Genomic DNA, 26,189 nt, shown 5'->3' with positions numbered 1-26,189 from the left:
GCAAGTTGGTGAGCTTCTGTAACTTTTTGTACATAAGCCAACTACAAAATAAAAGTTAGCTAGGCATACGCCATTTAAAAATACCTTTTGGAGAAATCTCAATGAAGAAATTGCTTCTCGCTGCCGCAGTTGCAACTCTAAGCGTAAACGCGGTGCAAGCAGCGCCAACTTTGTACGGTAAACTCAATGTTACCATTGACCAAGTTGACAACAAAAATTTCGATGGTAAAAGTGACGTTACCGAAGTTAACTCTAACGCGTCTCGTATTGGGGTAAAAGGCGAAGAGAAATTGACTGATAACTTGTCAGCAGTTTATTTAGCTGAATGGCAAATTAATGCTGATGGTGATGGTACAGATCTTGGTCAACGTAACCGTTATATCGGTATCAAATCAAATAATGTTGGTACATTGAAAGTTGGTAAATTTGACTCTTACTTCAAAAATGCCGCTGGTAACTACCAAGACATCTATAACGACCACACTATTTTAGATATTACCAACACAATGTATGGTGAAGAACGTCTAAATAACGTTATTGGTTTTGAATCTGATCCTAAACTTCTTGCTGGTGTAACATTCAACGTAATGTTCCAACAAGGTGAAACGCCTGCTGATCCAACTCCAGGCGCATCTGGTAACGATGACAAACGTAATGGTTTTGGTGACTCAGTTTCAGGCTCTCTCGGCTACGAAAATAAAGACATTGGTTTAGCATTGGCTGCTGCTGCTAACTACAGCGTACAAGGTAAATACAATGCTTATGGCCTTAGCAATATTTTCTCTGATGCTTACCGCGTAACTGGTTCTTACGATTTTAGCAAGCTTGGTGCAACTGGTCTTGTGTTGGGTGGTTTATGGCAACATGCTGAACCAACTGATGAGTTGACTAAATATAAAGGCTTACAAGAAGATGCATGGGTTGGTGCTATAACTTACAAAATCGGTGAAACACCTTTTGTTGTAAAAGGACAATACCAATCATCTAAAGCTTCTGTAGATGGTCAACAAGATCGTAAAATTGATCAATACGGCGTAGGCTTAGACTACAAAATCAATAAACAAGCACGTTTCTACGGTATTGTTGCTCAACAAAAACGTGACTGGCTTGCTCAAGACGACAAACGTACTGTTGTAGGTGCTGGTATGGAATATAACTTCTAAGTTATTAACCATCCTTCATAAAGTAAAAGGGCGCAAGCCCTTTTATTTTATTGTACGTACTAAAAAAGCCGATATAAAAATGATCGGCTTTTTTTAAAGTATATCTCTTATTTTAAGAAACCACTGACCAGATTCATCACATTTTGAATGTCATGATTCGCTTCTTGATGATTTGTACTGTCACCCTGAGGTGTTAAAGAGTCAATAACCTGAGGTAACACAGATGCGATCGCACCATAAACTTGTTCTTTTGGCGCTTGAGCCTGCTGGGCAACTTGCTCAATATCTGCTGGGTTAAATAGGCTTTGTAATTGCTGGGTAGGAACTTCACTATTACTTTGATTTGGGTCAACCCAACTTTGAACTTGGCTACCTAAGCCAGCGCCTTTTAACTTTTCTAAAGCAGCTTGTAATCCACCTTGTTGTTGAACCCAACCTAAAATTAAAGGTACAACAGCAATTAATAAACTTTGTACGCCACCACCTGTTTGAGGTGCATTGTTGTTGCCTGTCACTTGTCCCAATACCGAACCTAATACACCACCTAGACCGCCTTGAGCACCAGAAGAAGTATTACCGCCCATTTGTCCCAATACAGAACCTAAAATTCCACCCAAACCACCTTGACCTGATGCTTGCTGGTTCCCACCTAAAGCTTGCTGAGCCAAAACTTCTACAATACTGCTTAAATTTGTCATGTGTATCTCTTATGCATGATTTATACATGAGCATACGCGGATTCTTATGAACACAGCAAAAGCCAAATTGTTAAATTTTGAAAGAGATTTGCTTACCTTTTACCAGCGAAATTTATTCCAGTTCTCTGGGTTCGCCCAAAATTTTGAATTAAACCAGTCTGGCACATGTTTATAGGTCAAAATGTTAAATTGCCATAAAGCAAAATCACTATCATGTGATGTTTTATCAATAAGTTGCGTGAAGCCTAAAGAACGTAATAGCTGTTCATCACTGCGTTTGCTTACCACAACAATCCGTTTTGCCAACAAATCTCTTAGCTTCACTAATAATTGTGACTTTTGAACATCGCCAATGTTTTGCATTTCATCTGTATCAAACAATACAAAACCCAAGTCATAACGCTGAGTAAAAGGCAGACTTAAAAGCTCAGTTACGGTAAAATAGTGCCATTGAATTGCGTTATTCTGGTCAATTTTCTGGCCAATACAAAGTGCAGTATGAATGGGCTGTTCGTTTGATAAATCGTCTAGCATAGAAGTGATGACATTATGTTCAGCCATAACTGCAACCCTTAATTGAAAGATGTGAGTTTAAACTTTATGGAACTACAAGGCATTTGCCATAAAATGCATGCAGGCCTAAAAGATGCTAGTGTAACTGATCAACAGACAACCAAGGCAAATGTTGAATACAAATTTGTATTAGACCGTTCAGAAATTGATCTTCCTTTTAATTTAGGACAAGAACTAGAAATCGAATGGACAGGTAATATCTATTGCACTTCATGTGGCACTAAAACACCGAAGTCTTATTCTCAAGGTCACTGCTTTAAATGTTTTAAAACAAAAGCTGAATGTGACCTATGCATTATGAAACCAGAAACATGCCACTACCATTTAGGTACATGTCGTGAAGATGACTTTGCCCATAATGTTTGTTTCCAACCCCATATTGTGTACTTGGCAAATTCGAGTGCTTTAAAAGTAGGTATTACTCGTGTTAGTCATATGCCAGGTCGTTGGTTAGATCAAGGAGCAACTCAGGCTTTACCAATTATGAAAGTTGGATCACGCCGTTTATCTGGTCAGCTTGAAACGATGTTTGGTTCTTTAATTGCTGACAAAACTGATTGGCGTAAACTCCTTAAGGGTGAAGCTGAACCTCTTAAACTGACAGAACAACGTGATCAATTAATCGAAGAATTTGCACCAAAAATTCAAACGATTCGTGAGGAATTTAGCCAAAATCTTGAATTTAACGAAACTGTTGAATTATTTGAAGATGAGTTACCGCGCGAATTTGTCTACCCAGTAGAACAATATCCTGAAAAAATTAAATCTCTAAACCTAGATAAAACACCAAAAATTCGCGGTGTGTTACAGGGTATTAAAGGCCAATATTTAATCTTTGATATTGGTGTGATCAACATTCGAAAATATACAGGTTACGAGCTTATTATACGTGCCTAGATAGGTTTTAAAGCCCCTAAAAGGGGCTTTTTTACTTTTCAAGTACTTTTAGGATTTCTTGAACTGGATCTTCTGTATTTCCAGAAATAAGCTGTTTATGCATAGTTAAATGTTGCATCACTTGAATTTGAGCCGTTTCAACGTTCATTAGTTTTTCTATTTCAGCGGCTAAATTTTCTGGTGTTGCATCGGCCTGAATCAGCTCTTCAATGACTTTCTTACCAGCAATAATATTCGGTAAAGAATAATAAGGAATTTTGACCAAAAGCTTAGCAATTATATAGGTCAACCAATGCAACTTATAGAAAGTGACCATCGGTCTATGCATGAGCATGGCTTCTAAAGTCGCCGTTCCAGAAGCTAACGCAATAATATCACTTGCATTCATGACCATACGACCAATTTTAGATTCACTATCAGTATTTTCTAAAATATGAATAGAAGCCTTTAAATGAGGTGCTAGTTGTTGAACACTCTGCTCAATCTGTTGCTTACGGGCATCATTAATTGCCGGAATTAAAAACTGGATGTCTGGATATTTTGTATGCAAAATATTAGCAGCACCCAGCAACATAGGAAGAAGTCGCTCTACTTCACCTTTACGGCTACCTGGTAACAAAGCAATATGCTTTTGATTTTCATTAAGGCCTAATTGCTGTTTGGCAATTTGAATTGGATTTTCAAGTGGTAATTGTCTAGCTAATGGATGACCCACAAATGCCGCTGGAACTTCATATTGTTCATAAAAAACTTTTTCAAACGGAAATAAGCAAAGTACTAAATCGATACTTTGTTTAATGCCGTGAACACGCCCTTGGCGCCACGCCCAAACAGATGGACTGACATAGTGAACTGTTTTTATTGGAAGATTCTTTTCTTTAATACTTTTTGAAAGTCTGAGGTTAAAATCAGGTGCATCAATACCAATAAAAATATCAACCGGATGCTGAGTCCATTGATTAATTAAACCATCTCGTACGGCGAACAATTTTTTTAAGTCTTTTAATACCTCAACAATCCCCATCACAGATAGAGTTTCCATCGGGTAATAACTGTTAAAACCTTCAGCAATCATTTGGGGTCCACCGATTCCCTCAAACTCAGCATCAATTCCTTGCTCGCGGAAATTACGCATAAGTTTGACACCTAGCGTATCTCCAGAAACTTCCCCAACTACAATGCCTATTTTAAGTTTTCGATTTGCCAAGTCGGTTTACCCAAGAATTTGAAATAATGCATTCTAGCATAGAGGTTTATTAATCTTGAACTTGCTAGATACATGCTGGCGAAAGTCTACCTCCGCACGCCATAATCTAGAATTACACTCATTCACTATATTTTAATCAAAATTAACAATGCAATTTGAATTGTAGCTTACATTTACAAACAATAAAATAAATGAGAATTATTTACATTATCTTTATTATTATGACCTTCCCACCTCGACCATTTAAACTTTCTGTAATCGCTTGCGCGATTTGTTATGCAAATCTCACTTATGCTCAAGACACAGATGTACAATCTTTGCAGACGATTCAAGTTAAAGCATCCAATGCTGAGCAGTCTTCTGAACAAACAAAAGCATATAATGTTAAAAACTCTAGTAGTGCAACCAAGCTTAATATAGAAGCTAAAGAAACGCCTCAAACTATCAATGTCGTTACTCGTCAACAAATTGAAGATTTTGGGCTTACTAGCACTCGAGATGTTCTAAACAACACACCCGGAATCACAGTTACCAATCAGGAAACCGAGCGAACTACTTATATGGCTCGTGGTTTCGAGATTTCAAATATATTGACTGACGGCGTAGGTTTTCCCCTCTCAGGTTATAACTACAACAACACCAATCCTGATACTTATTTTTATGATCGTGTAGAAGTCGTTAAAGGTGCTGACTCTTTAACGAATGCATTTGGTGACCCAAGTGCAACCATCAACAATATTCGAAAACGCCCAACTCAAGAATTTCAAGTAAGTGGCGGTGTAAGTTACGGGTCTTGGGACACTCAGCGTTATGAGGCTGACGTCTCTGGCTCAATTCTACCGAGTGGAAAAGTCCGTGGTCGCATTATGGGCTATGAACAAACTGGCGATTCTTACCTTGACCGATATTCTTCAGAAAAAAATGGTTTCGCTGGTATTGTTGAAGCTGATTTAACAGATACCACGTTACTTACCGTAGGTTATAGCCAAGAAAAAAATAAACCGAATGCAAACAATTGGGGCGCTCTACCCTTACTCGATGCCAATGGTAAACAAATTTCTTATGATCGCTCATATAACCCAAACCCTGACTGGGCACATTGGGATAATGAAACGCAAAATGCTTTTGTTGAATTAAAACAGAAAATTAATGATCAATGGGCAGCTAAGCTGACTTATAACTATCTTGATAGTAAACACAATAGTCGCCTTCTTTATTATTATGGTTATCCAAAAGCTGATGGTTCAGGAGTGTCTTTGACACCATGGGGTGGTCAAGAGCATCAAGAACAACATGCTGTAGATTTCAATCTTGAAGGAACTTATAAACTTTTTAATCGAGAGCATGAAGCAACTTTAGGCTATAACTATGTACGTAGTCGTCAGCATGATAATCAATCTACGGGAACAATTAACGACACCAATGTTATCAATTCTACCACTACAAATTGGGAAAGCTGGACACCTCAATCTATAACGTGGTCAGATTTCACGGAAGCAGCGAACTATACGCAAAATATAGATTCAGTCTATGCAGCTACACGTTTACATCTCAATGAAGATTTAAAACTTCTGCTTGGTGCAAACTATGTGCGAGCCGAGAGTAGAGGCGAAAGCTATGGTTCACCCATGGAATATAGTGAAAGTAAAGTTTCCCCTTACGCAGGCCTAACCTATAACTTTACGCCTGAATATACAGGTTATATGAGCTATACCTCTATTTTCCGTCCTCAAACTGGTATCGACCAAAATACCAATCAAGCTTTGAAACCTGTTGAGGGTAAAAGTTATGAAATGGGGGTTAAAAGCTCATGGCTAGACGACCGTTTAACAGGTACTTTTTCGGTATTTAAAACCGAGCAAAATAATTATCCGCTACGTAACTCAGACGGAAATCCATTTAACCGAAAAGTACCAACTAGTGATTTAGAATCACAAGGTGTTGAAGTTGGCTTATCAGGTCAAATCACTGATAACGTCAATCTTGCTTTTGGCTATGCTCAATTTAGTATTAAAGATATTAAAAATGGTGGTGAAGCGAGAACGTATAATCCGAACCAAACCCTTAACTTGCTGACGACCTATACACCATCTGTTTTACCTAAGCTAAAAGTTGGTGCAGGACTACAATGGCAAGACACCGTGAAACTATATGACTCGATAGTAAACAGCACCATTAAACAAGATTCCTATGCCCTAGTGAATTTAATGGCGAGCTATGAGGTGAATAACCACATTACACTTCAAGCAAACGGTAATAATATTTTCGATAAGAAATATTTATATAGTTTCCCTGATGGCCAAGGTTTTTATGGACCCTCAGCTAACTATACAGTTGCTGTAAAGTTTAAATATTAGTCGTGTAGCCAACTCCAATTTAGGCGTTGGCTTTCTTTTTATTTTTTATGTGCCAGTAAAGATGTCCAAAACTTTAAATCTCCCTATGTCATATCGCATAAAAGTTTTCTATCGATTCTTAGTCGTTTTCGGTATGGGTTATGTCTGTATGGCTTATTTAAGTCTTGGTCTTACTGGCATTTTTCATTTGACCCTAGACAAACCTGAAGCCATTTATTTGGCAGCATTTATCTCTATTTTATTTTATGTACTTTTCGTGATTATAGGTTTCTGCATTCAATCACTTTTGAAACTCACTGGACTATCAATTGCGTTATGTCTTCTTTTCTTTTTTGTGACACGGATGGTGAGTTATGCATAAAGGTATACGCCAATCTATGGCATGGCTACATTCATGGACTGGATTAATTTTTGGATGGCTCGTATTTGCTATTTTTTTAATGGGAAGTTTGTCGTATTACCGCCATGAAATTAATTTATGGATGCAACCAGCACTTGCACAGTACGAAATAAAACAAGATGTAGCAGTTAAAACAGCATATCAATATTTACAAGAACACGCTCCAGATGCCAAGTCTTGGTATTTAACTGTTGCTACCGCAGAAAGCCCCGTTAACACCATGTATTGGGAAAAACCTGACGGTGGTTATGGCAATGCCACACTCGATGCAAACACAGGTCAAGAACTAAAACTTTCGGCAACCGAAGGTGGTGACTTCTTTTATCGTTTTCACTATCAACTTTTTGGCGTTCCGATATTCATTGGACGGCTAGTTGTATCTTTAGCAGCTTTTATTATGTTGATCGCCTTAGTCTCAGGCATTATTACCCATAAAAAAATCTTTACCGACTTTTTTACCTTACGCACCTTTAAGTCTCAGCGGTCATGGCTAGATTTTCATAATGTATCATCTGTACTTGCATTACCCTTCTTTTTGACTATTACTTTTACAGGCTTAGCTATTTTCTTCTATTTATATCTACCTTGGGGAATGCAAAAACTCTATCCAGAGAATCCATATCAATATTTTACCGAAATTCGCACAAAGGCTGCGTCTGAAAACCAATCGATTCAACCTGCTCAAAACTTAGCTATTGAGAAGTTATTGAGTCAAGTTCAGCAACATTGGGGAAATCAAACTTTAGCAACTATGAGTGTTAAAAACCCAAATACGAATCAGGCTCAAATTACGTTTATTCAGCAAGAAGACCGCTCCATTACTCGTAATCAAGCGCAAATCATCCTAGATGCTACAACTGGCAAAGTATTAAGTGATACACGTAATTATAGTGCCGTTGCCACACTTTATGCGGGAGTATATGGTTTGCACATGGCAACTTTTGCTCAACCTTTACTTCGCTTAGGATTATTTTTCTCAGGCATTTTAGGTTGTGTGATGATTGCGTCTGGCTTGTTACTTTGGAGCCTTAAACGCCAACTTCAAAATAAAAATACTAAGTTTCATTTCGGGCACTACTTAGTTGACCGTTTAAATGTTGCCACATTTGTAGGCTTGCCTTGTGCAACCCTTGCTTATTTATATGCGAATCGATTGTTTCCCGTCACCATAACTACAATCAATTATGAAATTTATAGCTTCTTTTTAGTCTGGCTCATGAGCCTAATTATTGCATTAACTACTAAAAAGCAGTATTTGTGGCGAACTCAATTGAGTATTTTTATTCTGCTTTGTATTGTACTTCCAATCTTAAATCTAAGTTATTTAATCAAATATGATTATATTCAAAGCCTAGGTGATTATTGGATGTTTGCCCGTATAGACGTATTTTTATGGATATTTGCAGCTTTAGCACTTTTCATATTCTGCAAAATTAGACCTATTCAGCATAAAGCTACACAAAAAATTCAAAAGAAACTGAGTAAGTTAAATATTGAGGTGAATTCATGATGATTATTGTGTTTACCCTGACTGTGCTAGGTATGTATTTACTATTCATATCGAGCGAGAAATATCGCTCACCGAAATCAACTGGTTATTTCAAATCCTTAGCTCAAAAATATTATTCATTGTTAAGAATATCCGCTTATCTGTTGTTTGTTTTGAGCGGATTTATTCTTATCAAAAAAAATGGCTTATCTATTGGTTTTGTGAGCTGGTGGATATTTGCATCACCTTTAACTTTTGCTCTGATACTTTTAATTAATCCACTCAAGCCATCAAAGTAATCTCTTTATTAAAAATAATGATTAAAAATAAAACAAACTAAGTAATATTTGCATTGCTTAGCTTTTTTTTGCATAAGTAAATCATTATTCATGACAAAAGTTTATCTCTAAAAGGAATAAGATATCTGCGTTTCGTGATAAGTGGCGATAAAGATGTCTGGTGCTTTTGAATTTATCTTAGCGGGTATGTTAGTTGGTTTCTGTGTAGGGATTACAGGAGTTGGTGGTGGGTCATTAATGACACCAATTTTAATTGGCCTTTTTAGAATTGAACCTCATATCGCAATTGGTACCGATTTACTTTATGCCGCAATTTCAAAGTTCTGTGGATCAATGGTTCACGCAAAGAAATTGAATATCGTGTGGCCTATCGTTTTATGGCTCGCAGTCGGTAGTATTCCTGCTTCTTTCGTTACCACTTGGGTACTTGAGCACTATTTAAGTCAATCTACGCACTATAAAGCCGTATTAACAATGGTATTAGGCTTTATGCTGACTTTGACGGGTGTTTCTATTATTTTCCGTTCTCGTATTGAGAAGTTTTTTAGTAAATTCCGCAACAAAGAAACTGCTCATAGTGAAAATGAACAATTAGCTATTCAAAATAAGCGTACCTACATTGTGATTATGGGTATCATTTTAGGTGTATTCGTAACACTATCATCTGTTGGTGCTGGTGCCTTTGGAATTATGGCACTCGTGATTATGTTCCCGAACTTGCCAATGATTCGAATTATTGGATCAGATGTTGTACATGCCGTATTACTTACTCTAGTTGCTGGTCTTGGGCATATGAGTGCAGGTAATGTCGACTTTATGTTGCTTACATGGTTATTGGTAGGTTCAATTCCTGCAATTATTGTAGGAACATTAATTAGCTCTCGCATGCCTGAACGCTTAATCCGTAAAATTTTAGGTATCACTCTATTTGCCCTTGGTGTTAACTTTATGGTTCACCCAGTCAAAGCAAAACCGAAAGCACCTGTGGTACAACAACAAGCTCAAGTTGCTGAAAAAACAGGCAACTCGACTGAAAGATAGTAAAATCAATAGGATTTTTCCAAAATGAAATACCATGCGATGTAGTATTTTCATAATTATTTCATGGTATATTCAGTACACAAAACAACCTTTAGTATGATCGAACCAGTGACAGCAATGACTACACATTTAAATTCCGTTTCAAAGCCAGATATCGACGACGTTAATATTAAAAGCATCCAAACTCTTGTAACACCAGCTGAACTTAAGTCAGAACTTCCTTTATCTGATGTTGCTTCACAAACTGTTCTAAAAGGCCGTGAAACTATTCGCGATATTTTGGACGGTTCTGATAAGCGTTTGTTTGTCGTTATTGGTCCTTGCTCTATTCATGATCCTAAAGCTGCTCACGAATATGCCGATCGCTTAAAAGCGTTAAGCGAAAAGGTTAAAGATACTCTCTATTTGGTTATGCGTGTTTATTTTGAAAAACCACGTACGACAATTGGTTGGAAAGGTCTAATCAATGATCCAGATATGAATGACTCATTTAACATCGAAAAAGGTTTACGTATTGGTCGTAAGCTTTTGCTTGAGTTAAATGAAAAAGGTTTACCTTGTGCAACTGAAGCACTTGATCCTAACTCGCCACAATACTACCAAGACTTAATTTCATGGTCTGCTATTGGTGCGCGTACAACCGAGAGCCAAACTCACCGTGAAATGTCTTCTGGTCTATCATCTCCAGTAGGTTTTAAAAATGGTACAGATGGCGGTTTAACTGTTGCAACAAATGCCATGCAGTCTGTTAAATATGGTCATAGCTTCTTAGGCTTGAACGAAGACGGTCAAGTTTCAATCATTAATACAAATGGTAACCCTTATGCGCACGTTGTATTACGTGGTGGTAATGGTAAACCAAACTACGATGCTGGCTCTGTTGCAGAAGCAGAAACTGCTTTAGCGAAAGCAAAAGTTAGCAATAAGATCATGATTGATGCAAGTCATGCCAACTCAAATAAAGATCCGTACTTACAACCACTTGTTCTTAAAAATATTACTGAACAAATTTTAGATGGTAATAAGTCAATCGTAGGTATTATGGTTGAAAGCCATTTAAAAGGTGGTCGTCAAGATATTCCTGAAAACCTTTGTGACCTTGAATATGGTAAATCGGTAACTGATGGCTGTATCGATTGGGAAACTACGGAAAAGACATTGCTTGAAATGCATGAAGCTTTAAAAGATGTTTTACCAAACCGTTAATCCATCTTTTTAAGATTGAAAATTAAGCCCTCATTTTTGAGGGCTTTTTATTTTGCTTGGACAAAATTTAATATCAAGATAAGTAAAAATAACTCACCACAAAAGTAAAAAGCAGTACAGTTTCACTAATCTCAATTGCTGCGCCGACAGTATCGCCTGTAATACCACCTATTCGTTTTATAAATAAGTGTCTTAAATAAACAAGACTGCTTAAAAAGCCAATAATCGCGATAAGCCCTTGCAATTCCCAATACAATGGCAATAGCAGAACAAACCCAGTTATTATCCATGAAGCAATTTTAGGTAAATGATCTGTCAAAGAACGCCCTAAACCTTTTTCACGAACATATGACGTAGTTAAAAACAAAATAGACGGTACAACGCGTCCAACTATAGTTACAAGTATTAAAAATAGTGTTTGATATTGTTCAATCAACACATAGATCAGTACAAATTTGAGTAAACAAATGATAACTAAGCTCAGTACTCCAATTGGACCGCAACTTGGGTCCTTCATGATTTGTAAAGTACGTTGTTTATCACCAAAACCACCTACCCACGCATCGGCAGTATCAGCTAACCCATCTAGATGCAATCCACCAGTCAACCAAATCCATAAAGTGAGTATGATTGAGGCAAGTAGAACAATAGGGAGTTTAGCCAAAAGACAGGTGAAAATAAAAAGTATGCCACCGATAATCAGCCCAACCAGTGGATAAAACAAAATAGCTCGACCATTTTGTTGCGCCGTTGGTATTGTTTTTAACTCAATAGGCAGAACAGTTAAAAATTGCAATGCAATCCAAAAAGGTGTCATATCCCCTCTCTAACTGAACTATATTTAAAAATAAACTGAATTATGAAGAAATAAAAATGGGAATAGCAATCCCTATTCCCATGAAAGACTTTAAAAACTGAAAATCTATTGCATTTGATAGCACTGTTTCAATTTAATGTAGTCATAGTAAAAACTAGTTGGTGTGTAACGTGCATAATTACATGCAGACTTAAATAACATCTCTTTTTCGTTGTAAAGCATCTTCACTAAAGTATTACCTTGGTTATTTTGGTAAATATCCCACTGTACATTGGCTGCCATAGGTGAAACTACTTCACCACGCCATGTGCTTGTTGAATAGTTATAAGTCTGGCGTAGGGGTAAAGGCTGCATCATATTATGCAGATCTAAGCTGGTCGCTAGAGGAATAATAATTTCAGCATGAGCAAAACGTAAAACTGCTTTATATGGTTGGGCTTTATTTACAACTGCATCAACTTGTTGAAATAAATCTTGTTTGAGTCCCTGTGCAATTTCACTGGTAACTTGATTTGACTCGGTAAAACTTGGGCCTTTTTCATAAAAATCATTGGCATCATTAAATTCAGCGTAGAATTTCGCAGCATCTAAAGGCATATATTTATCAAAATCAACACCTTTTAACTCATCTTTCATGCCATCAGAAATAGAATAAAGCTCATAAATATAAGCCGCGGCATCTACTGCACTAGCAATGGTATTTTTACCCTTACCCTTTTCTGTAATTTGTTCGCCTTTAGGTGAAGTTACTGTAAAAGACCCATTATTGCTAAAACTATAACCTGTTGTACCAAGCTTTTTAATAAAGTCTGCTTTAAAAATTGGAGTGAGTACGGTCTGAGCAGTTTTTTCTGCCTGAGGATTTTTTGATAAATCACTTAACTTTTGAGCTAAATCTTTATTGTTTGCTTCAAAATCTTGATAAGTCTGGCTTGCATCATAAATTTTCTGTTGGGTAGCACTTAGTGGTTGAGTTAAGTCTTCAGCCGCATTTAAGCTATGAAAGTAAAGTTTAAAACGGTCAACACCACCATCTAAAATACTTGGAACACTTGTACTCGATAAACTGGTATAAGACGTTGGTACAATCTTATCTTTCAAGAGGGGTTGTTGTTTAATCAATTCAGCAGTGAAGAATTTAGCACTATCCACCGCACGATCTACCCCAGAACTTTGTACCAATATAGATGCTTGAGAGTTTATAAGTGTTGGTAAACGTTGTAATAAGCGATCGGCAATGCCACGGTGTTCTAAAATACCAGTCATAGTTTCATTTCCGTAACCATACTGGCGAATACCTTCAACACCATAACCTAACAGGATATTGGCTTTCATCATTGCTTCTAAGTCAGCACCTAACTGCTCACCTAACGGCGTTAAAGCATTTTCTGCTTTTGCCTGTTTCCATAAATTATAAAGTGCTAAATCATACTTAAGACTTGAGAGTCCTCGTGAACCGTGACGTGCAACTAGCTCTGTAAAAACTGGTTGGAACCCATTGGGTGCTTGTTCATAGCTTTTTAGATCTTGTTGCGGTTGATAAGGTGTTTTGGTTTGATAATATTTGGATGAGTTTGTAGATGGTGTAGTTTGAACTTCTTGATCATCATTGTTATTGCAAGCCGCGAGTAATATGGTTGTGGCAAGCAACGTCGTTTTAAATAAAATATTCATAAGTCAGATGAGGTATTAATAAGAAATGTCCCTAGCTTAGTTTTCAGCAATTACAGTTCTATTAAACGGACTTAAATATCTTTATAAAAATAATAACTTACAATTGTATAAAAATATAAAACCACTATTTCAAGATAAAAGTTAATTGTTCTTCTTCAAAAAATTCGAATGAGTATAATTTTCCAAGTTCTGCCTGCATTTTTAGCAAGTCATCTAAAGGTTGTTGCTGTGCTAAGCAAGACAATAGCTTAATCACGCCTCCATGTGTAACGACCAATGCATGTTGCCAGTTTTGTTTTCTCATCTCTAAGAGTAAATCTTGAAAGCCTTTCAAAATCCTCGTTTGAAATTGCATAAAGGTTTCTGCCTGTGGTGGAGAATATTGACTTGGTTTCTGCCAGAAATTTGCAAGTAGTTCGGGTGAAGTTTCGTAAATTTGCTGAGTTGATACACCCTCCCACTCACCAAAATACATTTCCTTTAAGTCATGATTTAGAAGTAAAGGCAGCTGAGTTGTCTTTGCAAGTTGTTCAGCAAAACAAGCACACCGTTTTAAAGAAGAACTTACAATGACATCCCATGTCTGGTCTGTAACTTGCTCAATGGTTGACTGCATTTGCTGCCAACCTTTTGCGGTTAACTCATCATCCAAATGCCCACGTAGAGTATGGCTATACTGACTTTCACCATGTCTGAGTAAATCGATTCTAAATTTACCCAATTTTATCCCCGCTTACAGCAGCTTGGGCAAAGGTAGCCATTTGATTATGTAATACACATGCCATTTTAACTAATGCCAATGCAGCACCAGCACCACTACCTTCACCTAAACGCAAGTTCATTTTTAAAATTGGGTCAGCATTGAGTTCCTGTAAAATACGTTGGTGGCCATATTCAGCCGATTGATGACCGAATAACATCCAGTCACGTACTTTAGGGTTCATCCGCACAGCACATAAAGCGGCTACAGAACTAATAAAACCATCCACAATAATAGGTAAACCTACTTGTGCGCATCGAATATAAGCACCGGTAATTGCGGCAATTTCCAAACCACCGACGGCGCATAATGTTTTGAAGACATCACCAACGACATGTTTATGATGAAGTTCTATAGCTTTCTCAATGACTTCAATTTTATGTCTTAATTGATCGGCACCTATTCCTGTCCCTACTCCAGTCAATTGCTCGGCAGTATCATTTAGTAAAAGACAAGCTAAGGCAGAAGCAGAACAGGTATTCCCGATTCCCATTTCACCTGCAATATAAATATCTGCGCCGTCGGCTTTAGCAGTATCTACACTATTTTTTCCCAACTCTAGCGCAGCACGGCATTCATCAGCATTCATTGCGGCTTGTTTAGCAAAATTTGCAGTCCCAGCACGAATACAGTGACGTTCAACACCTGCGTATTCATATGCTTCGCCCACTGTGCCACAGTCAATCACTTGTAAATGAGCTTCATGATATTTAGCAAGTACACTAATTGCTGCGCCACCCGTCGTGAAGTTTTGCAACATTTGACGGGTAACAGCTTGAGGATATGCAGAGATATTTTCTTCAACTACGCCATGATCACTGGCAAAAATTGTAATCCATGGATGGTTAACATGAGGATGTGCATTTGATTGTAAACTAGCAAGTGTAATTGCAATCTGCTCTAAATCACCTAAAGCACCTGTAGGTTTAGTGAGCTGGAGTTGATGTTGTTCAGCTTGTTGCGTTGCGTCCAGATTAGGTTGCTTTACAGATTCTAACCACCAGTTCATTTTACTTCTCACCTTTTAAAATCATTGGAAAACCAGCCACACAAAACACAACTTTATCTGCAATTTGTCCTAACGCTTGATGTAGTCTTCCTGCTTCATCGACAAAACGGCGACTAATTTCGCCGAGTGGCACAACACCAAGCCCTGTTTCATTACTTACTAAAATAATTTCTGACTCAAGTGTAGGTAAAACTTTTAATAGTTGCTCACACTCAAATTGTTGAACACTTTGATCTTCTAAAAGTAACAAATTGGTTAACCAAAGAGTTAAACAATCTACCAAAATAATTTGATTAGGTTGATCAATTTTTTTCAGAGCATTTGCTAAAAATAATGGTTCTTCAATTAAGGACCAATGTGCAGGACGCTGATTTTGATGATGTGCAATTCGACTTTGCATTTCTGGATCAAGCGCTTGCGCTGTCGCCACATAAGTCACAGGTAATTGTGTAGATATTGCCGTTTGTTCAGCGAGTCGACTTTTGCCAGAGCGGGCACCGCCCAAAATCAGTTGCAACATGAATCACCTAAAAACAAATGCTGATACGAAAACAGCTTACCTTGTAAAGTTTGAGCTTCATAAAAACCAAACGTTAAATGCTCAACTTTCAGTTCAAATTCAGCGTTTTTGTATTCTACAGGTAATTGAGAAATTTTTTGCAAAATCAAATCACTACTACAGATGTTTTTATATAAGCCTAAGGTGATATGGGGATAGTAATCTAAAGCAGCAATTTCATTAGAAACTATGCCTAATTTTTGACGTATGTGAAATAAAAAATTATCGGTATCTTGGATTTCTACAAATAAAGCACTACTAAAACTATCAACTGAACCAATTTTTAATCGAAATGGTGAAATATTTTCTTTTTTTAAAATTTCTCTTTGTTCTGAGAAATCATGGAAACTAAAGTCATCACTATAAACACTAGGTTCATGGGTTAAAAATCCACATATAAATAATGTGACATGATATTGACGATTATTCGGTTCTAATAAAAATTCTGAAAAATGTGTACGTAAGACATCTAGATAATCAACTAATTTCTGATCAATAATCTCTAGATACCACAAAGCATAATTTTGACGTCCTAGGTGCCATTCCGGATAATCCCGTATAGTCGTTGGCACCATGAACGTCGTAGGTTTTAGCAGCACAGTTTTAATTCAAAGTCACTTAAGTTTTGTATTAAAACATGTTTGCCTTTCAATTGTAGAGTGTTAAATCATTAAATGCCTTCAGACATATTGTGTAGCTGTCATTCTGGCTTTGTTAGTTTTCATATCCACAAGCTGTTGGTCTTGTTCAGAAAACAAATATTGAATGTGTTGGACCAAATCAACTTCAAGCTGCCTTTTCTGAGTCATATTCAGATCTAATTTTAGAATTTGTTGCTGTAAATGCTGAATAGCAGCATTGTCATCAATTTCTAAAAATTGAATCGCATAGGCATAACCTAGAGCAGTACCTTTTAATAAATTTTTATAAGGTAAATCATGACCTATGTTCATTTCAATTGATGCCATGACACGTTCATTATGGTTGAGTTTGCGTAATGGATCTCGAGCTACTCGTTGACACGGATCTTTAAATGCGTATTCACATGAGTCTAGAAAACTTTGAGCCATTCGGTTCAGATCTTTTGCGTAGTTAGGCAATACAATTGCAAGCCCCTGTTTTACTTCTGTAATTAAGTTTTCCGCAAATGCTTTTACTGAATGATCACCCATAGCAATCCCAATAGATTCATAACCCATTAGTGATGCATACCAAGCAAGCATCGCATGCACGCCGTTCCATAGGCGGTTTTTAATAAGTTGAATATCTGTAATTTGTTCAACCAATACAACCTGACGTAGCTTTTCGAGTAAAGGACTGCCTTTTTCAACATAAATTGGCATATCCGTTTCACTGTGGAATAAGATTAAATCCATACTTTGTAAGATATGACCAGGTTGGAAATTACGACGCATGTTTTCAACATAAACCGAGGCGTTGTTTTGCTGATCTGGAGTCAGTTTATTGCAGTCTTCAATTTCAATTTGATCTTCTTGTTCAACATCTTCTAAATGCTGTTCAAGGAAATTATGCTTAATACGAAGTTGACGATATAAATTCTGATTAGAAAGTTTTGAAACCATTCGGTTTACTACAGTGTCGCAAAAGTAATGCTCTTTTAAAATATGCTCAGTCACATCCTCATCATTCGTTAACTCCAATAGAGCTTCACGAAGATGCTTCATCACTAAATATTTAGCACCCACTTTATTTAAAATAATTAAAAAAGTTAGCGGTTCTATACATGTTTCAAGTGGCGAGTTAAAACGGGCGTATAGTCCTTTGGCTATCATTTTTGATTCAGCTTCAATCGCTTGCTCTGGTAAACAAAGTGCAATCAAACTTGAATGAGTATACATCTCTAACATTTGTTGCTCATTGTCCGAGTCAACAATCGTCATATTCTCAATACGTTCATCATAAGAAAATTGTCCATAGCGAATACTATAAGTTCCAAACGCATTTACGGCCTCGCGAAAAAGACTATTACGAGTTGAAGCAATTATTTTTCTTGGTTTTGTATATCCATCCCAATGTGACAATATTTGAGCTATATATCCCCCACCAATAGCACCGAAGCCATGTATACCAACCGTAAGTTGATTCAGGCTCTGTGGAAAAGGTTCTTGTATTTCCGGCATATCCATAATAGGAATGAACTGGTCAAGATCGCTTAAAAAGTCATACATCTGATCATAATAAAAATCTGCTTTTTCGAGCATTTCATCATTTGGCTCTTTAATATCCTTTAATAAAATCGTTAGACCTTCAGATGTGTAAGCTGAGGTTAGACCATTTTCAGAATCTTCAAACATTAAACATTGCTTAGTGTTTAAATTAAGTTGGCTTGCTGCTTTTAAAAATATTTCAGGATGAGGTTTTCCCTGTTCTACTTCATCACCACAAGTAATTACATCAAAGAACTTATAAACATTGGCATTTATTAAATATTCTTCGGCAATTGCTCTACGACTTGAAGTGGCTACAGCCATTCTTAAACCAGATTTTCTTAAACGTTCAAGAACTTGAACTAACCCCTTTTTAATAGGCACACCGTGTTTACGAATATGCTCAAGCTCCATCTCATCAGCTCTTTTTCTTATTTCTTTATACGGAACATCTACCCCATATAAACGTTGTGCTAGTTTTTCTGCTGTTGTCGCACTTAAACCCAAACATTGCATTAAATATTCGTGTGAAAACTCCTGCCCAATCAGCTCTTGAGATGCTTGTTGCAATGTTTGAAACCGTAAGCGCTCAGTGTCAAACATTGTCCCATCCATATCAAAGATAGCTCCATGAACAGGTTTTCCATGAAAAATAAGCACGTTTTTACCTCTTTTTTTGATCATGTTTTATTCAGGGTATACAAAAAATTGATTAAAAAGGCAGGATGATAATAAATGAAACATTACTGGTTATTTTTTAATCAAAAATATAAGTAATCTGTTACTGAGAGAACTTAAAAACTCTAAAAGGTTGAATAATGAAAATAATTCTGAAACCGAGTTCTAATGCAAAGATAGCAAGCTATCCTTGCTTGCTATCTTTACTTGTTCTTTTTATTGCGCTGATCATGTTTATTTTTCTTAGGTCCATTTACTGCTAAACAAACCTGCATTGTTTTTATTATGTCTTGCAGGTCTACCAATACCAGAAATTTATCTAACTCTTGTTATCTTCTGGTAGAACCAAACTCCACACAATAATGATAATCATTTTCATTTAATAAGTCAATTTGATATTGCCCTTATTTTAATCAATCAAGGATATCTACAAATTGCGCCGTCAATATTTGCGCCAGATCATTTGGATTTAGACCAATATCTAATCCTCTTTTTCCACCACTTACATAAATTTTGCCAAGTTCTTGTGCAGAAGCATCTATCACAGTTTTCAAACGTTTCTTTTGTCCTAATGGACTAATTCCACCCACTAAGTACCCTGTTAAACGTTCTGCATCTTTTGGATTTGCCATTTGTAGTTTTTTACAGCCAACCGCCGTAGCCACCTTTTTTAAATTAAGTTGATGATTAACAGGTATAATTGCGACAAAATAATTTTTTTCATCAGTTACAAGTAGCGTTTTAAAAACTTCATTTACATCAAGATTTAATTTTTCGGCAGCTTCTAAACCGAAACTTTTAGCATTTGCATCATGTTCATATTCATGAATAGAAAATTCGATTTTATTACTTTTTAACAGTCTACATGCAGGTGTCATAGGATTTTAGATTTTAATGAAATGGGATTGATTATATTTATTTTAGAGAAAAGTTTAAAATTTGCTTAGGCTATTTACGTCATTTACATGAAAAATCAAACAGACACTGAACAAAAAACAATCTGAACTTGATATTGAGTGGATGACTCCAATATATTTAATTGAGATTTAAAGTCTGAACTGGCAAATTTATGAGTTACAAACACAATAATCTGATGGCAATGCGTCACCGTTTTTGGGATGAATCTTCAGATCATGTATTAAATGAAAAGCAATTTTTACAGCAGACCTTAATTGAACAAGGCATTTTTAATAATGCCACTTTTGAGGATGTTAAGTATTTTTTCTATACACTACCGAGCATCATTATTGTAAAGGCCCATGCACTTGGTTTTATGCATGATTCTGTCAAGCAAATGGTTATTCAACATATTCAAGCTAATCGTATCCACTTAATGCAAAAAGCTGAATTAAAAATTCAGTTTAAAATGTAAGTTAATGATTAATATTTAATGATTTTTTAATCTAGTACCTCTTTCTGGAGAGATTGTATTTTAATTTTCATTATATTGCTTAGGCTATTTTAGAAAATTAAGATATAAAATGATACTTTCAACTCACCATTCAGTCTGAGGGAACTATTTTAATACGTTCAAAACATGTAATATTCGTTACAATTTTAGATCACCAGCGTTTGGCTGCATGATGCGCATAGGATTCTATTTTCATGTCAAATCAGAACGATAAGCTTAAGAGTTTAAAAACTTCTTCCATGGATCGACGCTTATCAATCGCGAAAGCTTCTTTACTGGCAGGAACACGTTGGGCTACTGCAAGTGCCTCTACCCTTTTTTCTAGTGAAGAAGAAAAAGAGAAGAAGCGTAAAAAGGCAATGAGCGAACAAGCTAATTATCTTGTTTCTGAAATTGGCAAACTTAAAGGTTCTATTGTTAAGATTGGCCAAATGATGGCTCTTTATGGTGAACATTTTTTACCAGAAGAAATTACTCAGGCGTTAAATACCTTAAACAACCAAACGGTTGCTTTAGACTGGCCTGCGATTAAGCCACATTTACAAGAACAACTTGGTTCTAAGTTAAACGATTTAACCATTGATCATGAACCTATTGGTACGGCGTCTCTTGCACAAGTTCATCGCGCAATCCGCAAATCAGATGGATTAGAGTTAGTTTTAAAAATTCAATACCCTGGTGTAGCGAGTGCAATTGACTCAGACATGAGTCTATTTAAAAACATGCTTAAGCTTACACGTATGGTTCCTCAGACACGTGAGTTTGATCAGTGGTTTGATGAAGTACGTGAAATGATGCATCGTGAAGTCAATTATGATGTAGAAGCAGCAACCACTCGCCGCTTTGGTGAGCGCTTAAAAGATGATGAACGCTATATTGTCCCTACAATTATAGATGACTACTGCACAGATCAAGTCCTGTGTATGACATTCGAACGCGGCGTACCTATTAATAGTCCTGTTATGCTTTCTCTTCCACAAGAACGTCGTAATCAACTTGGTGAAGCATCATTAGAGATTGCAGTTCGTGAGATTTTTGAATGGGGTGAAATGCAAACTGACCCTAACTTTGGTAACTACCTAGTTCGTTTAGGTAATGGCCAAGATGTTCAGGACAAAATCGTACTATTAGACTTCGGCGCGATTCGTCAGTTCGATGAACACTTACTCTCAGTTGCGCGCAATCTCATACAAGCGGGTTATCAGCATGATAAACATGCGATGGTCCAAGCAATGACTGGATATGAGTTTTTCGATGCGATGCCTGAAAGTATTAAACCCGGCATGGCCGATGTTTTTTTACTTGCGACCGAAGCATTCAGTACCCCTACAAATAATCCAGATATGCCAGTTGGCCTGATGGATGAACATGAACGTTATGACTGGAAAAAAAGCCAGTTACATAGCCGTGTTATGCAACAAGCAAGTAAATCAATGGCGTCACGCTATTTCTCAGTCCCTCCAAAAGAGTTTATGTTTATTAGCCGTAAATTTATTGGCGCATATACATTCATGACTGTAATTGATGCCAAAACAAATGTACGTCGTATGATTCGTAACTTTGCTTAATTTGATCACGACTAGAATGGCTCAATGTCATTCTAGTCAATGCAAACAAAATTATTATTTTTAAGAACTAATTTTTATTTATAAAATCAAAAACATAAAATCAAGTCTATTTTATTTTTACCATTTATCTACTCTTTTTTTGAATGTCAGTAACGACATAGTTTTTTCTTATACTGCATGTCAGCATAAAACAATAACAATGTGTTAGGACACCATAATCATGACAAATATGATCAATAAAGCCCAAGGGTTGGGTTTATCGCTGATCACAAAATTAGCTGGAAGCGATGTACTTGATCAACTCAAACTACGTAAATTTCTTGAAAAGTCTCTTTATCAAGGTTCAAAAGCTGGCTTTAGAGCACTAAGCCAAACTCAAAAAGCATTTAAACCTAAACAAATTCCACAGCAACGCCTACCTCAGCAAAAGAAAAACCTATTTGATTTAAGCCTGACTGAAGAACAACAAATGACTTCTGAAGCAATGTCTCAATTTGCTCAAGAAGTTTTACTAGCATTAGCTCATGATGCCGATCAAGCAGCACAATTTCCAGAAAATCTTTGGCAATATGTTGAAGATTTAGGGCTAAATTATTACGCCCTACCAGAAGCACTAGGTGGCGTTGCTGCTGAACAAAATATTGTAAGCAACTTACTCATCGCTGAAAAACTAGCTGAAGGTGATTTTAGTCTTACAGCGGGATTACTCAGTACCTTTAGCGTTATTAATGCAATCACACGTTGGGGATCTGCCGAGGTTCAGTCAATGTATCTGCCATGTTTTGCTGAAGACTCAGACCTTACAGCAACCTTTGCAGTACAAGAAGCAACTCCAGCTTTTAACCCTTATGTTTTAAAAACAAAAGCTTCTCTTGAAAATGATCAATTTTACATTGATGGTGAAAAAACCTTAGTCATTTTAGGTGATTTGGCTGATGTGTTATTGGTGAGTGCTGACTTTAATGGCAAGCCAGATGTATTTGTAGTGCAAGTGGGTGACACTATTTCCATTAAGAACACTCCGGCAATGGGCCTCAAAGCAACAGAGACAGCTACTTTAAAATTTAGCCACACACCTGCTCTACGACTAGGCACAACAGATTTTGATTACACCGCCTTTTTAGATTTAGGCAATCTTATGTGGTGTGCAATGGCTGTAGGTACATGTGAAGCTGTAAAAGCCTATTGTATTAAATACGCCAATGAGCGAACTGCTTTTGGAGAACCGATTTCACATCGGCAAAGTGTCGCATTCATGATTGCAGATATGGCAATTGAAATTGATGCTATGCGTATGCTGATTCTAAATGCCGCAAGTCTTGCTGAAGCGGGTAAATCTTTCCATCGTGAAGCATATTTAGCTCGTCTTCTTTGCGCAGAAAAATCCATGAAAATAGGAACAGATGGCGTACAAATTTTGGGTGGTCATGGCTTCACAAAAGAACACCCAGTTGAACGTTGGTACCGTGATTTACGTGCGACCGCAATTTTACATTCTGGCTTACATGCTTAAGATCAATCTGAGGACATTTCCATGAATTTACAAAATCCAAAAAAATTCAAAATGATGATTGATCAAGCACATGATGTTGCGATCAATGTATTACGCCCTATTTCCCGTAAATACGATAAAGCAGAACATGCTTATCCCAAAGAGCTTGATATGCTTGCTTCACTCATCGACGGTATGAACGAAGGTGGCGAAGGAATTAATGCAGGTGCTGCTGGTGCAAGCAAACGAGGTGAAACAGATAATGAAGGTGTCCGTAACGGCACCAACATGTCGACAGCACTAGGTATCATTGAAATGTGTTATGGCGATACTGGGCTATTACTCAGTATGCCACGCCAAGGTTTAGGAAATTCTGCCATCGCAGCAGTTGCAAATGATGAGCAACTAGAACGTTTTAAAGGTACTTGGGCTGCAATGGCGATTACTGAACCCGGCTGTGGTTCAGACTCTGCTGCGATCCGTACTACAGCAACTAAAGATGGTAATGACTACATTTTAAATGGTGAAAAGATTTTCGTAACCTCTGGTGAACGTGCAGACTCTGTGGTTGTCTGGGCTACACTCGACCGAAAACTTGGACGTGCAGCCATCAAATCATTTGTAGTGCCTAAAGGCACGCCTGGAATGAAGGTGGAGCGCCTTGAACATAAATTGGGAATTAAAGCTTCTGATACGGCAGTTATTAGTTTTACTGACTGCCGCGTACCAGCAGAAAATCTTTTAGGTAATGCCGAAGTGGACGTTGCTAAAGGTTTCGCAGGTGTAATGGAAACTTTTGATAATACACGCCCGTTAGTCGCTGCTATGGCCATTGGCTGTGCTAAAGCTTCATTAGAACGTATTAAAGAAATTTTTAAAGATCAGTTGGACCCAAATTACTCAACGCCATATTTGCAAACATCCAATCTTGCGGCACAAATTTACCGTATGGAGGCCGAATGGGAAGCAGCACGGTTACTCATGTTGAAAGCAACATGGATGGCTGACAACAAGAAACCAAACTCAAAAGAAGCTTCCATCGCCAAGGCAAAAGCAGGCCGTGTAGGTAATGAAATTACTTTGAAGTGTGTCGAGTTAGCAGCAAGTGTTGGCTATAACGAAGATGAATTACTTGAGAAATGGGCACGTGATTCAAAAATTCTTGATATTTTTGAAGGAACTCAACAAATTCAGCAGCTTATTATTGCTCGACGTGAGCTTGGTAAATCGTCAAGCGAATTAAAATAAGAGCGTTGCAAGTAAGTTAAAACTTCCTTACTGCTTAGTACTACTCTATCTACAAAATAAAAACCCTCTAATCATATGATTAGAGGGTTAGGTATTTCAGGTATATATTTTTTATTTATTTAACTGGCGTAACTTCTAATGACTTATCAACTACACCGAATTTTTTAAAGATTTTTGCACGACGTTTTGGTGAAATATTTGCTTTATTTAAATCACCTTTGTAGTGATCAAATACACGCTTGTCCATCATTTTAAACCACAGTGAAGGAATTAATGCTGGTAGCAACATACTTGCATAACCACTTGGTAACTCAGGTGCTTCATCAAAATGACGCAGTGCTTGGAATGGACGAGTTGGATAAGCATGATGGTCTGAGTGACGTTGTAACTGATATAAGAACAAGTTTGTCACTACGTTGTTATTATTCCAGCTATGCTCTGGCATTGTACGCTCATATTGGCCGTTTTCTTTTTTCTGGCGTAGCAAACCATAATGCTCAATATAGTTAATAATTTCAAAAAGACTAATACCGTAAAATGCTTGCGTCGCTAAATACGGAATCGTACCTTTACCAAAAAGTCCAATCATCGAACTATGAAAAGCAGCAGTCATACCCCAGCCTTGCAGTAATTCATTATCGAGTGACCAAAACTCTTTACCTTTACGTTTTAATCGGTTTTTCTCAATTTCAATTGCTGACTTGAAAGAACCAATAACTGTACGCGGCCAGAATTCATAGAATGTTTCACCCATACGTGAAGAAGCAGGGTCTTCAGGCGTTGCCGCACGCTTATGATGGCCATATGGATGCTCAATACGGAAATGGTTGTAACCTGTAGGCACCAAAGCAAGATGAGATAAAATATGGTCAATACGATCATGCTTATGGCTTAGTTCATGGGCTGTATTAATTGCAATACCATTAATTGCACCCATAGAAATACCAAGCAAAATTTTATCTATAAAAGAAGTAGTTTTGCGGCTTGTTAAATAACATGCATAAACGTTTGCTGCATATTGTAATGGGATGAAGCTCTTCACCAAACGTGAATAATACGGATCTTTTTCTAGAAGTTTAATTTCTTCATCAGTTGGATTACGTGCATCTTTACCAATAATCGTATCAATTGCAGGAATCACAACATGTAATAAAAGTGGGCCACCTAAAGCAAATACTTTCTTTAATAGGCGTGGACCAAAATGGTAACCAGCTAAAATACCTAAACCAATTACAGGTAGAGCTGGACTAATCATCCATAAATAGCGCTTACGATCTATCTCACGCATAGACGCTGGCACTGGCATAAGTTCTTGCTGAACATTTACTGGTGCATTCATAGTCATATTTCCTTTTTCTATATATCTATATAGTTAAAGAAATACCATTTGCTTAACAGTTGTAACCGTCCAAAAAACCTATTTCAAAGTCTTTGGCATTTTCTTCCACTTTTTTGTCCTAAAAACACATGTTGAT

Annotated in this window: 24 protein-coding genes; 12 read left to right on the top strand and 12 right to left on the bottom strand. The window is 37.0% G+C overall.

All coding sequences use genetic code 11. From position 1 onward, the window contains the following. The first annotated feature begins 101 nt into the window (after positions 1-101). On the top strand, positions 102-1,163 hold the full coding sequence (locus MSG95_RS02875; protein ID WP_004701846.1) for a porin: 1,062 nt from the start codon (positions 102-104) through the stop codon (positions 1,161-1,163). Between the two features lie 107 nt (positions 1,164-1,270). On the opposite strand, the gene MSG95_RS02870 is transcribed toward MSG95_RS02875, so the two are convergent. Next, positions 1,271-1,861 carry a YidB family protein gene (locus tag MSG95_RS02870; protein ID WP_077165487.1) on the bottom strand — a complete coding sequence of 197 codons (591 nt, stop codon included), beginning with the start codon at positions 1,859-1,861 and terminating at the stop codon, positions 1,271-1,273. A 99-nt stretch (positions 1,862-1,960) separates the two neighbouring features. Continuing rightward, positions 1,961-2,422 (bottom strand): DUF6231 family protein, encoded by a 462-nt coding sequence (locus MSG95_RS02865; RefSeq protein WP_077165486.1) that lies wholly within the window; start codon positions 2,420-2,422, stop codon positions 1,961-1,963. 39 nt (positions 2,423-2,461) lie between these two features. On the opposite strand from MSG95_RS02865, the gene MSG95_RS02860 reads away from it, so the two are divergent. Beyond that, positions 2,462-3,331 carry a DUF2797 domain-containing protein gene (locus MSG95_RS02860; protein WP_324624577.1) on the top strand — a complete coding sequence of 290 codons (870 nt, stop codon included), beginning with the start codon at positions 2,462-2,464 and terminating at the stop codon, positions 3,329-3,331. A 31-nt stretch (positions 3,332-3,362) separates the two neighbouring features. Here MSG95_RS02860 and lpxB read toward each other — a convergent pair whose 3' ends face one another. Beyond that, on the bottom strand, positions 3,363-4,538 hold the full coding sequence (gene lpxB, locus MSG95_RS02855; protein WP_077165485.1) for a lipid-A-disaccharide synthase: 1,176 nt from the start codon (positions 4,536-4,538) through the stop codon (positions 3,363-3,365). Between the two features lie 221 nt (positions 4,539-4,759). On the opposite strand from lpxB, the gene MSG95_RS02850 reads away from it, so the two are divergent. The 6 genes from MSG95_RS02850 (at position 4,760) to MSG95_RS02825 (ending at position 11,330) form a co-directional block, all read left to right on the top strand. After that, entirely contained in the window at positions 4,760-6,895 is a 2,136-nt protein-coding gene (locus tag MSG95_RS02850) for a TonB-dependent siderophore receptor (protein ID WP_077165484.1), read from the top strand. Positions 6,896-6,956: 61 nt separating this feature from the next. After that, the gene (locus MSG95_RS02845; RefSeq protein ID WP_139344663.1) at positions 6,957-7,256 is read left to right on the top strand and encodes a hypothetical protein; all 300 of its coding nucleotides are present in this window, start codon (positions 6,957-6,959) and stop codon (positions 7,254-7,256) included. Next, positions 7,249-8,805 (top strand): PepSY-associated TM helix domain-containing protein, encoded by a 1,557-nt coding sequence (locus MSG95_RS02840; protein WP_213033561.1) that lies wholly within the window; start codon positions 7,249-7,251, stop codon positions 8,803-8,805. Before MSG95_RS02845 ends, MSG95_RS02840 begins: the two co-directional genes overlap by 8 nt. Continuing rightward, on the top strand, positions 8,802-9,083 hold the full coding sequence (locus MSG95_RS02835) for a hypothetical protein (RefSeq protein WP_039251334.1): 282 nt from the start codon (positions 8,802-8,804) through the stop codon (positions 9,081-9,083). The genes MSG95_RS02840 and MSG95_RS02835 overlap by 4 nt, the downstream gene beginning before the upstream one ends. A gap of 153 nt (positions 9,084-9,236) precedes the next feature. Next, positions 9,237-10,124, top strand: coding sequence for a sulfite exporter TauE/SafE family protein (locus tag MSG95_RS02830; protein WP_077163982.1), 888 nt, complete (start codon positions 9,237-9,239; stop codon positions 10,122-10,124). A gap of 96 nt (positions 10,125-10,220) precedes the next feature. After that, a complete protein-coding gene (locus MSG95_RS02825; RefSeq protein WP_019459045.1) occupies positions 10,221-11,330 on the top strand; it encodes a 3-deoxy-7-phosphoheptulonate synthase in 1,110 nt (369 codons plus the stop codon). A gap of 73 nt (positions 11,331-11,403) precedes the next feature. On the opposite strand, the gene MSG95_RS02820 is transcribed toward MSG95_RS02825, so the two are convergent. From MSG95_RS02820 to ybaK, 8 genes are all read right to left on the bottom strand, one after another. Then, positions 11,404-12,147, bottom strand: a complete 744-nt coding sequence (locus MSG95_RS02820; RefSeq protein WP_077165483.1) for an adenosylcobinamide-GDP ribazoletransferase — start codon at positions 12,145-12,147, stop codon at positions 11,404-11,406. Positions 12,148-12,252: 105 nt separating this feature from the next. Next, positions 12,253-13,821, bottom strand: coding sequence for a histidine-type phosphatase (locus tag MSG95_RS02815; protein ID WP_077165482.1), 1,569 nt, complete (start codon positions 13,819-13,821; stop codon positions 12,253-12,255). Between the two features lie 124 nt (positions 13,822-13,945). Further along, positions 13,946-14,542 (bottom strand): histidine phosphatase family protein, encoded by a 597-nt coding sequence (locus MSG95_RS02810; RefSeq protein ID WP_324624578.1) that lies wholly within the window; start codon positions 14,540-14,542, stop codon positions 13,946-13,948. Beyond that, positions 14,535-15,590, bottom strand: coding sequence for a nicotinate-nucleotide--dimethylbenzimidazole phosphoribosyltransferase (cobT, locus tag MSG95_RS02805; RefSeq protein ID WP_077165480.1), 1,056 nt, complete (start codon positions 15,588-15,590; stop codon positions 14,535-14,537). Before cobT ends, MSG95_RS02810 begins: the two co-directional genes overlap by 8 nt. Position 15,591: 1 nt before the next feature. Continuing rightward, positions 15,592-16,110 (bottom strand): bifunctional adenosylcobinamide kinase/adenosylcobinamide-phosphate guanylyltransferase, encoded by a 519-nt coding sequence (gene cobU, locus MSG95_RS02800; RefSeq protein WP_039251341.1) that lies wholly within the window; start codon positions 16,108-16,110, stop codon positions 15,592-15,594. Next, positions 16,098-16,724, bottom strand: coding sequence for a 2'-5' RNA ligase (locus MSG95_RS02795; RefSeq protein WP_077165479.1), 627 nt, complete (start codon positions 16,722-16,724; stop codon positions 16,098-16,100). Before MSG95_RS02795 ends, cobU begins: the two co-directional genes overlap by 13 nt. A gap of 105 nt (positions 16,725-16,829) precedes the next feature. Then, the gene (mtlD, locus tag MSG95_RS02790) at positions 16,830-18,977 is read right to left on the bottom strand and encodes a bifunctional mannitol-1-phosphate dehydrogenase/phosphatase (protein ID WP_139344770.1); all 2,148 of its coding nucleotides are present in this window, start codon (positions 18,975-18,977) and stop codon (positions 16,830-16,832) included. 431 nt (positions 18,978-19,408) lie between these two features. Then, entirely contained in the window at positions 19,409-19,873 is a 465-nt protein-coding gene (ybaK, locus tag MSG95_RS02785; RefSeq protein ID WP_004701891.1) for a Cys-tRNA(Pro) deacylase, read from the bottom strand. A gap of 191 nt (positions 19,874-20,064) precedes the next feature. On the opposite strand from ybaK, the gene MSG95_RS02780 reads away from it, so the two are divergent. From MSG95_RS02780 to MSG95_RS02765, 4 genes are all read left to right on the top strand, one after another. Further along, positions 20,065-20,367 carry a hypothetical protein gene (locus tag MSG95_RS02780; protein ID WP_039251345.1) on the top strand — a complete coding sequence of 101 codons (303 nt, stop codon included), beginning with the start codon at positions 20,065-20,067 and terminating at the stop codon, positions 20,365-20,367. Between the two features lie 233 nt (positions 20,368-20,600). Continuing rightward, positions 20,601-21,974 carry an ABC1 kinase family protein gene (locus MSG95_RS02775; protein WP_077165477.1) on the top strand — a complete coding sequence of 458 codons (1,374 nt, stop codon included), beginning with the start codon at positions 20,601-20,603 and terminating at the stop codon, positions 21,972-21,974. Positions 21,975-22,203: 229 nt separating this feature from the next. Continuing rightward, positions 22,204-23,487, top strand: a complete 1,284-nt coding sequence (locus MSG95_RS02770) for an acyl-CoA dehydrogenase family protein (RefSeq protein WP_171499897.1) — start codon at positions 22,204-22,206, stop codon at positions 23,485-23,487. A 21-nt stretch (positions 23,488-23,508) separates the two neighbouring features. Further along, positions 23,509-24,714 carry an acyl-CoA dehydrogenase family protein gene (locus MSG95_RS02765; RefSeq protein ID WP_004701900.1) on the top strand — a complete coding sequence of 402 codons (1,206 nt, stop codon included), beginning with the start codon at positions 23,509-23,511 and terminating at the stop codon, positions 24,712-24,714. A 115-nt stretch (positions 24,715-24,829) separates the two neighbouring features. Here MSG95_RS02765 and MSG95_RS02760 read toward each other — a convergent pair whose 3' ends face one another. After that, the gene (locus MSG95_RS02760) at positions 24,830-26,053 is read right to left on the bottom strand and encodes an alkane 1-monooxygenase (RefSeq protein WP_077165475.1); all 1,224 of its coding nucleotides are present in this window, start codon (positions 26,051-26,053) and stop codon (positions 24,830-24,832) included. Positions 26,054-26,189: the final 136 nt, after the last annotated feature.

The sequence above is a fragment of the Acinetobacter sp. IK23 genome, assembly GCF_035615275.1.
Taxonomy (GTDB): Bacteria; Pseudomonadota; Gammaproteobacteria; order Pseudomonadales; family Moraxellaceae; genus Acinetobacter; species Acinetobacter seifertii.
The sequence above is the reverse complement of the archived record's forward strand: the minus strand, read 5'-3'. Positions and strand labels throughout refer to the sequence as shown.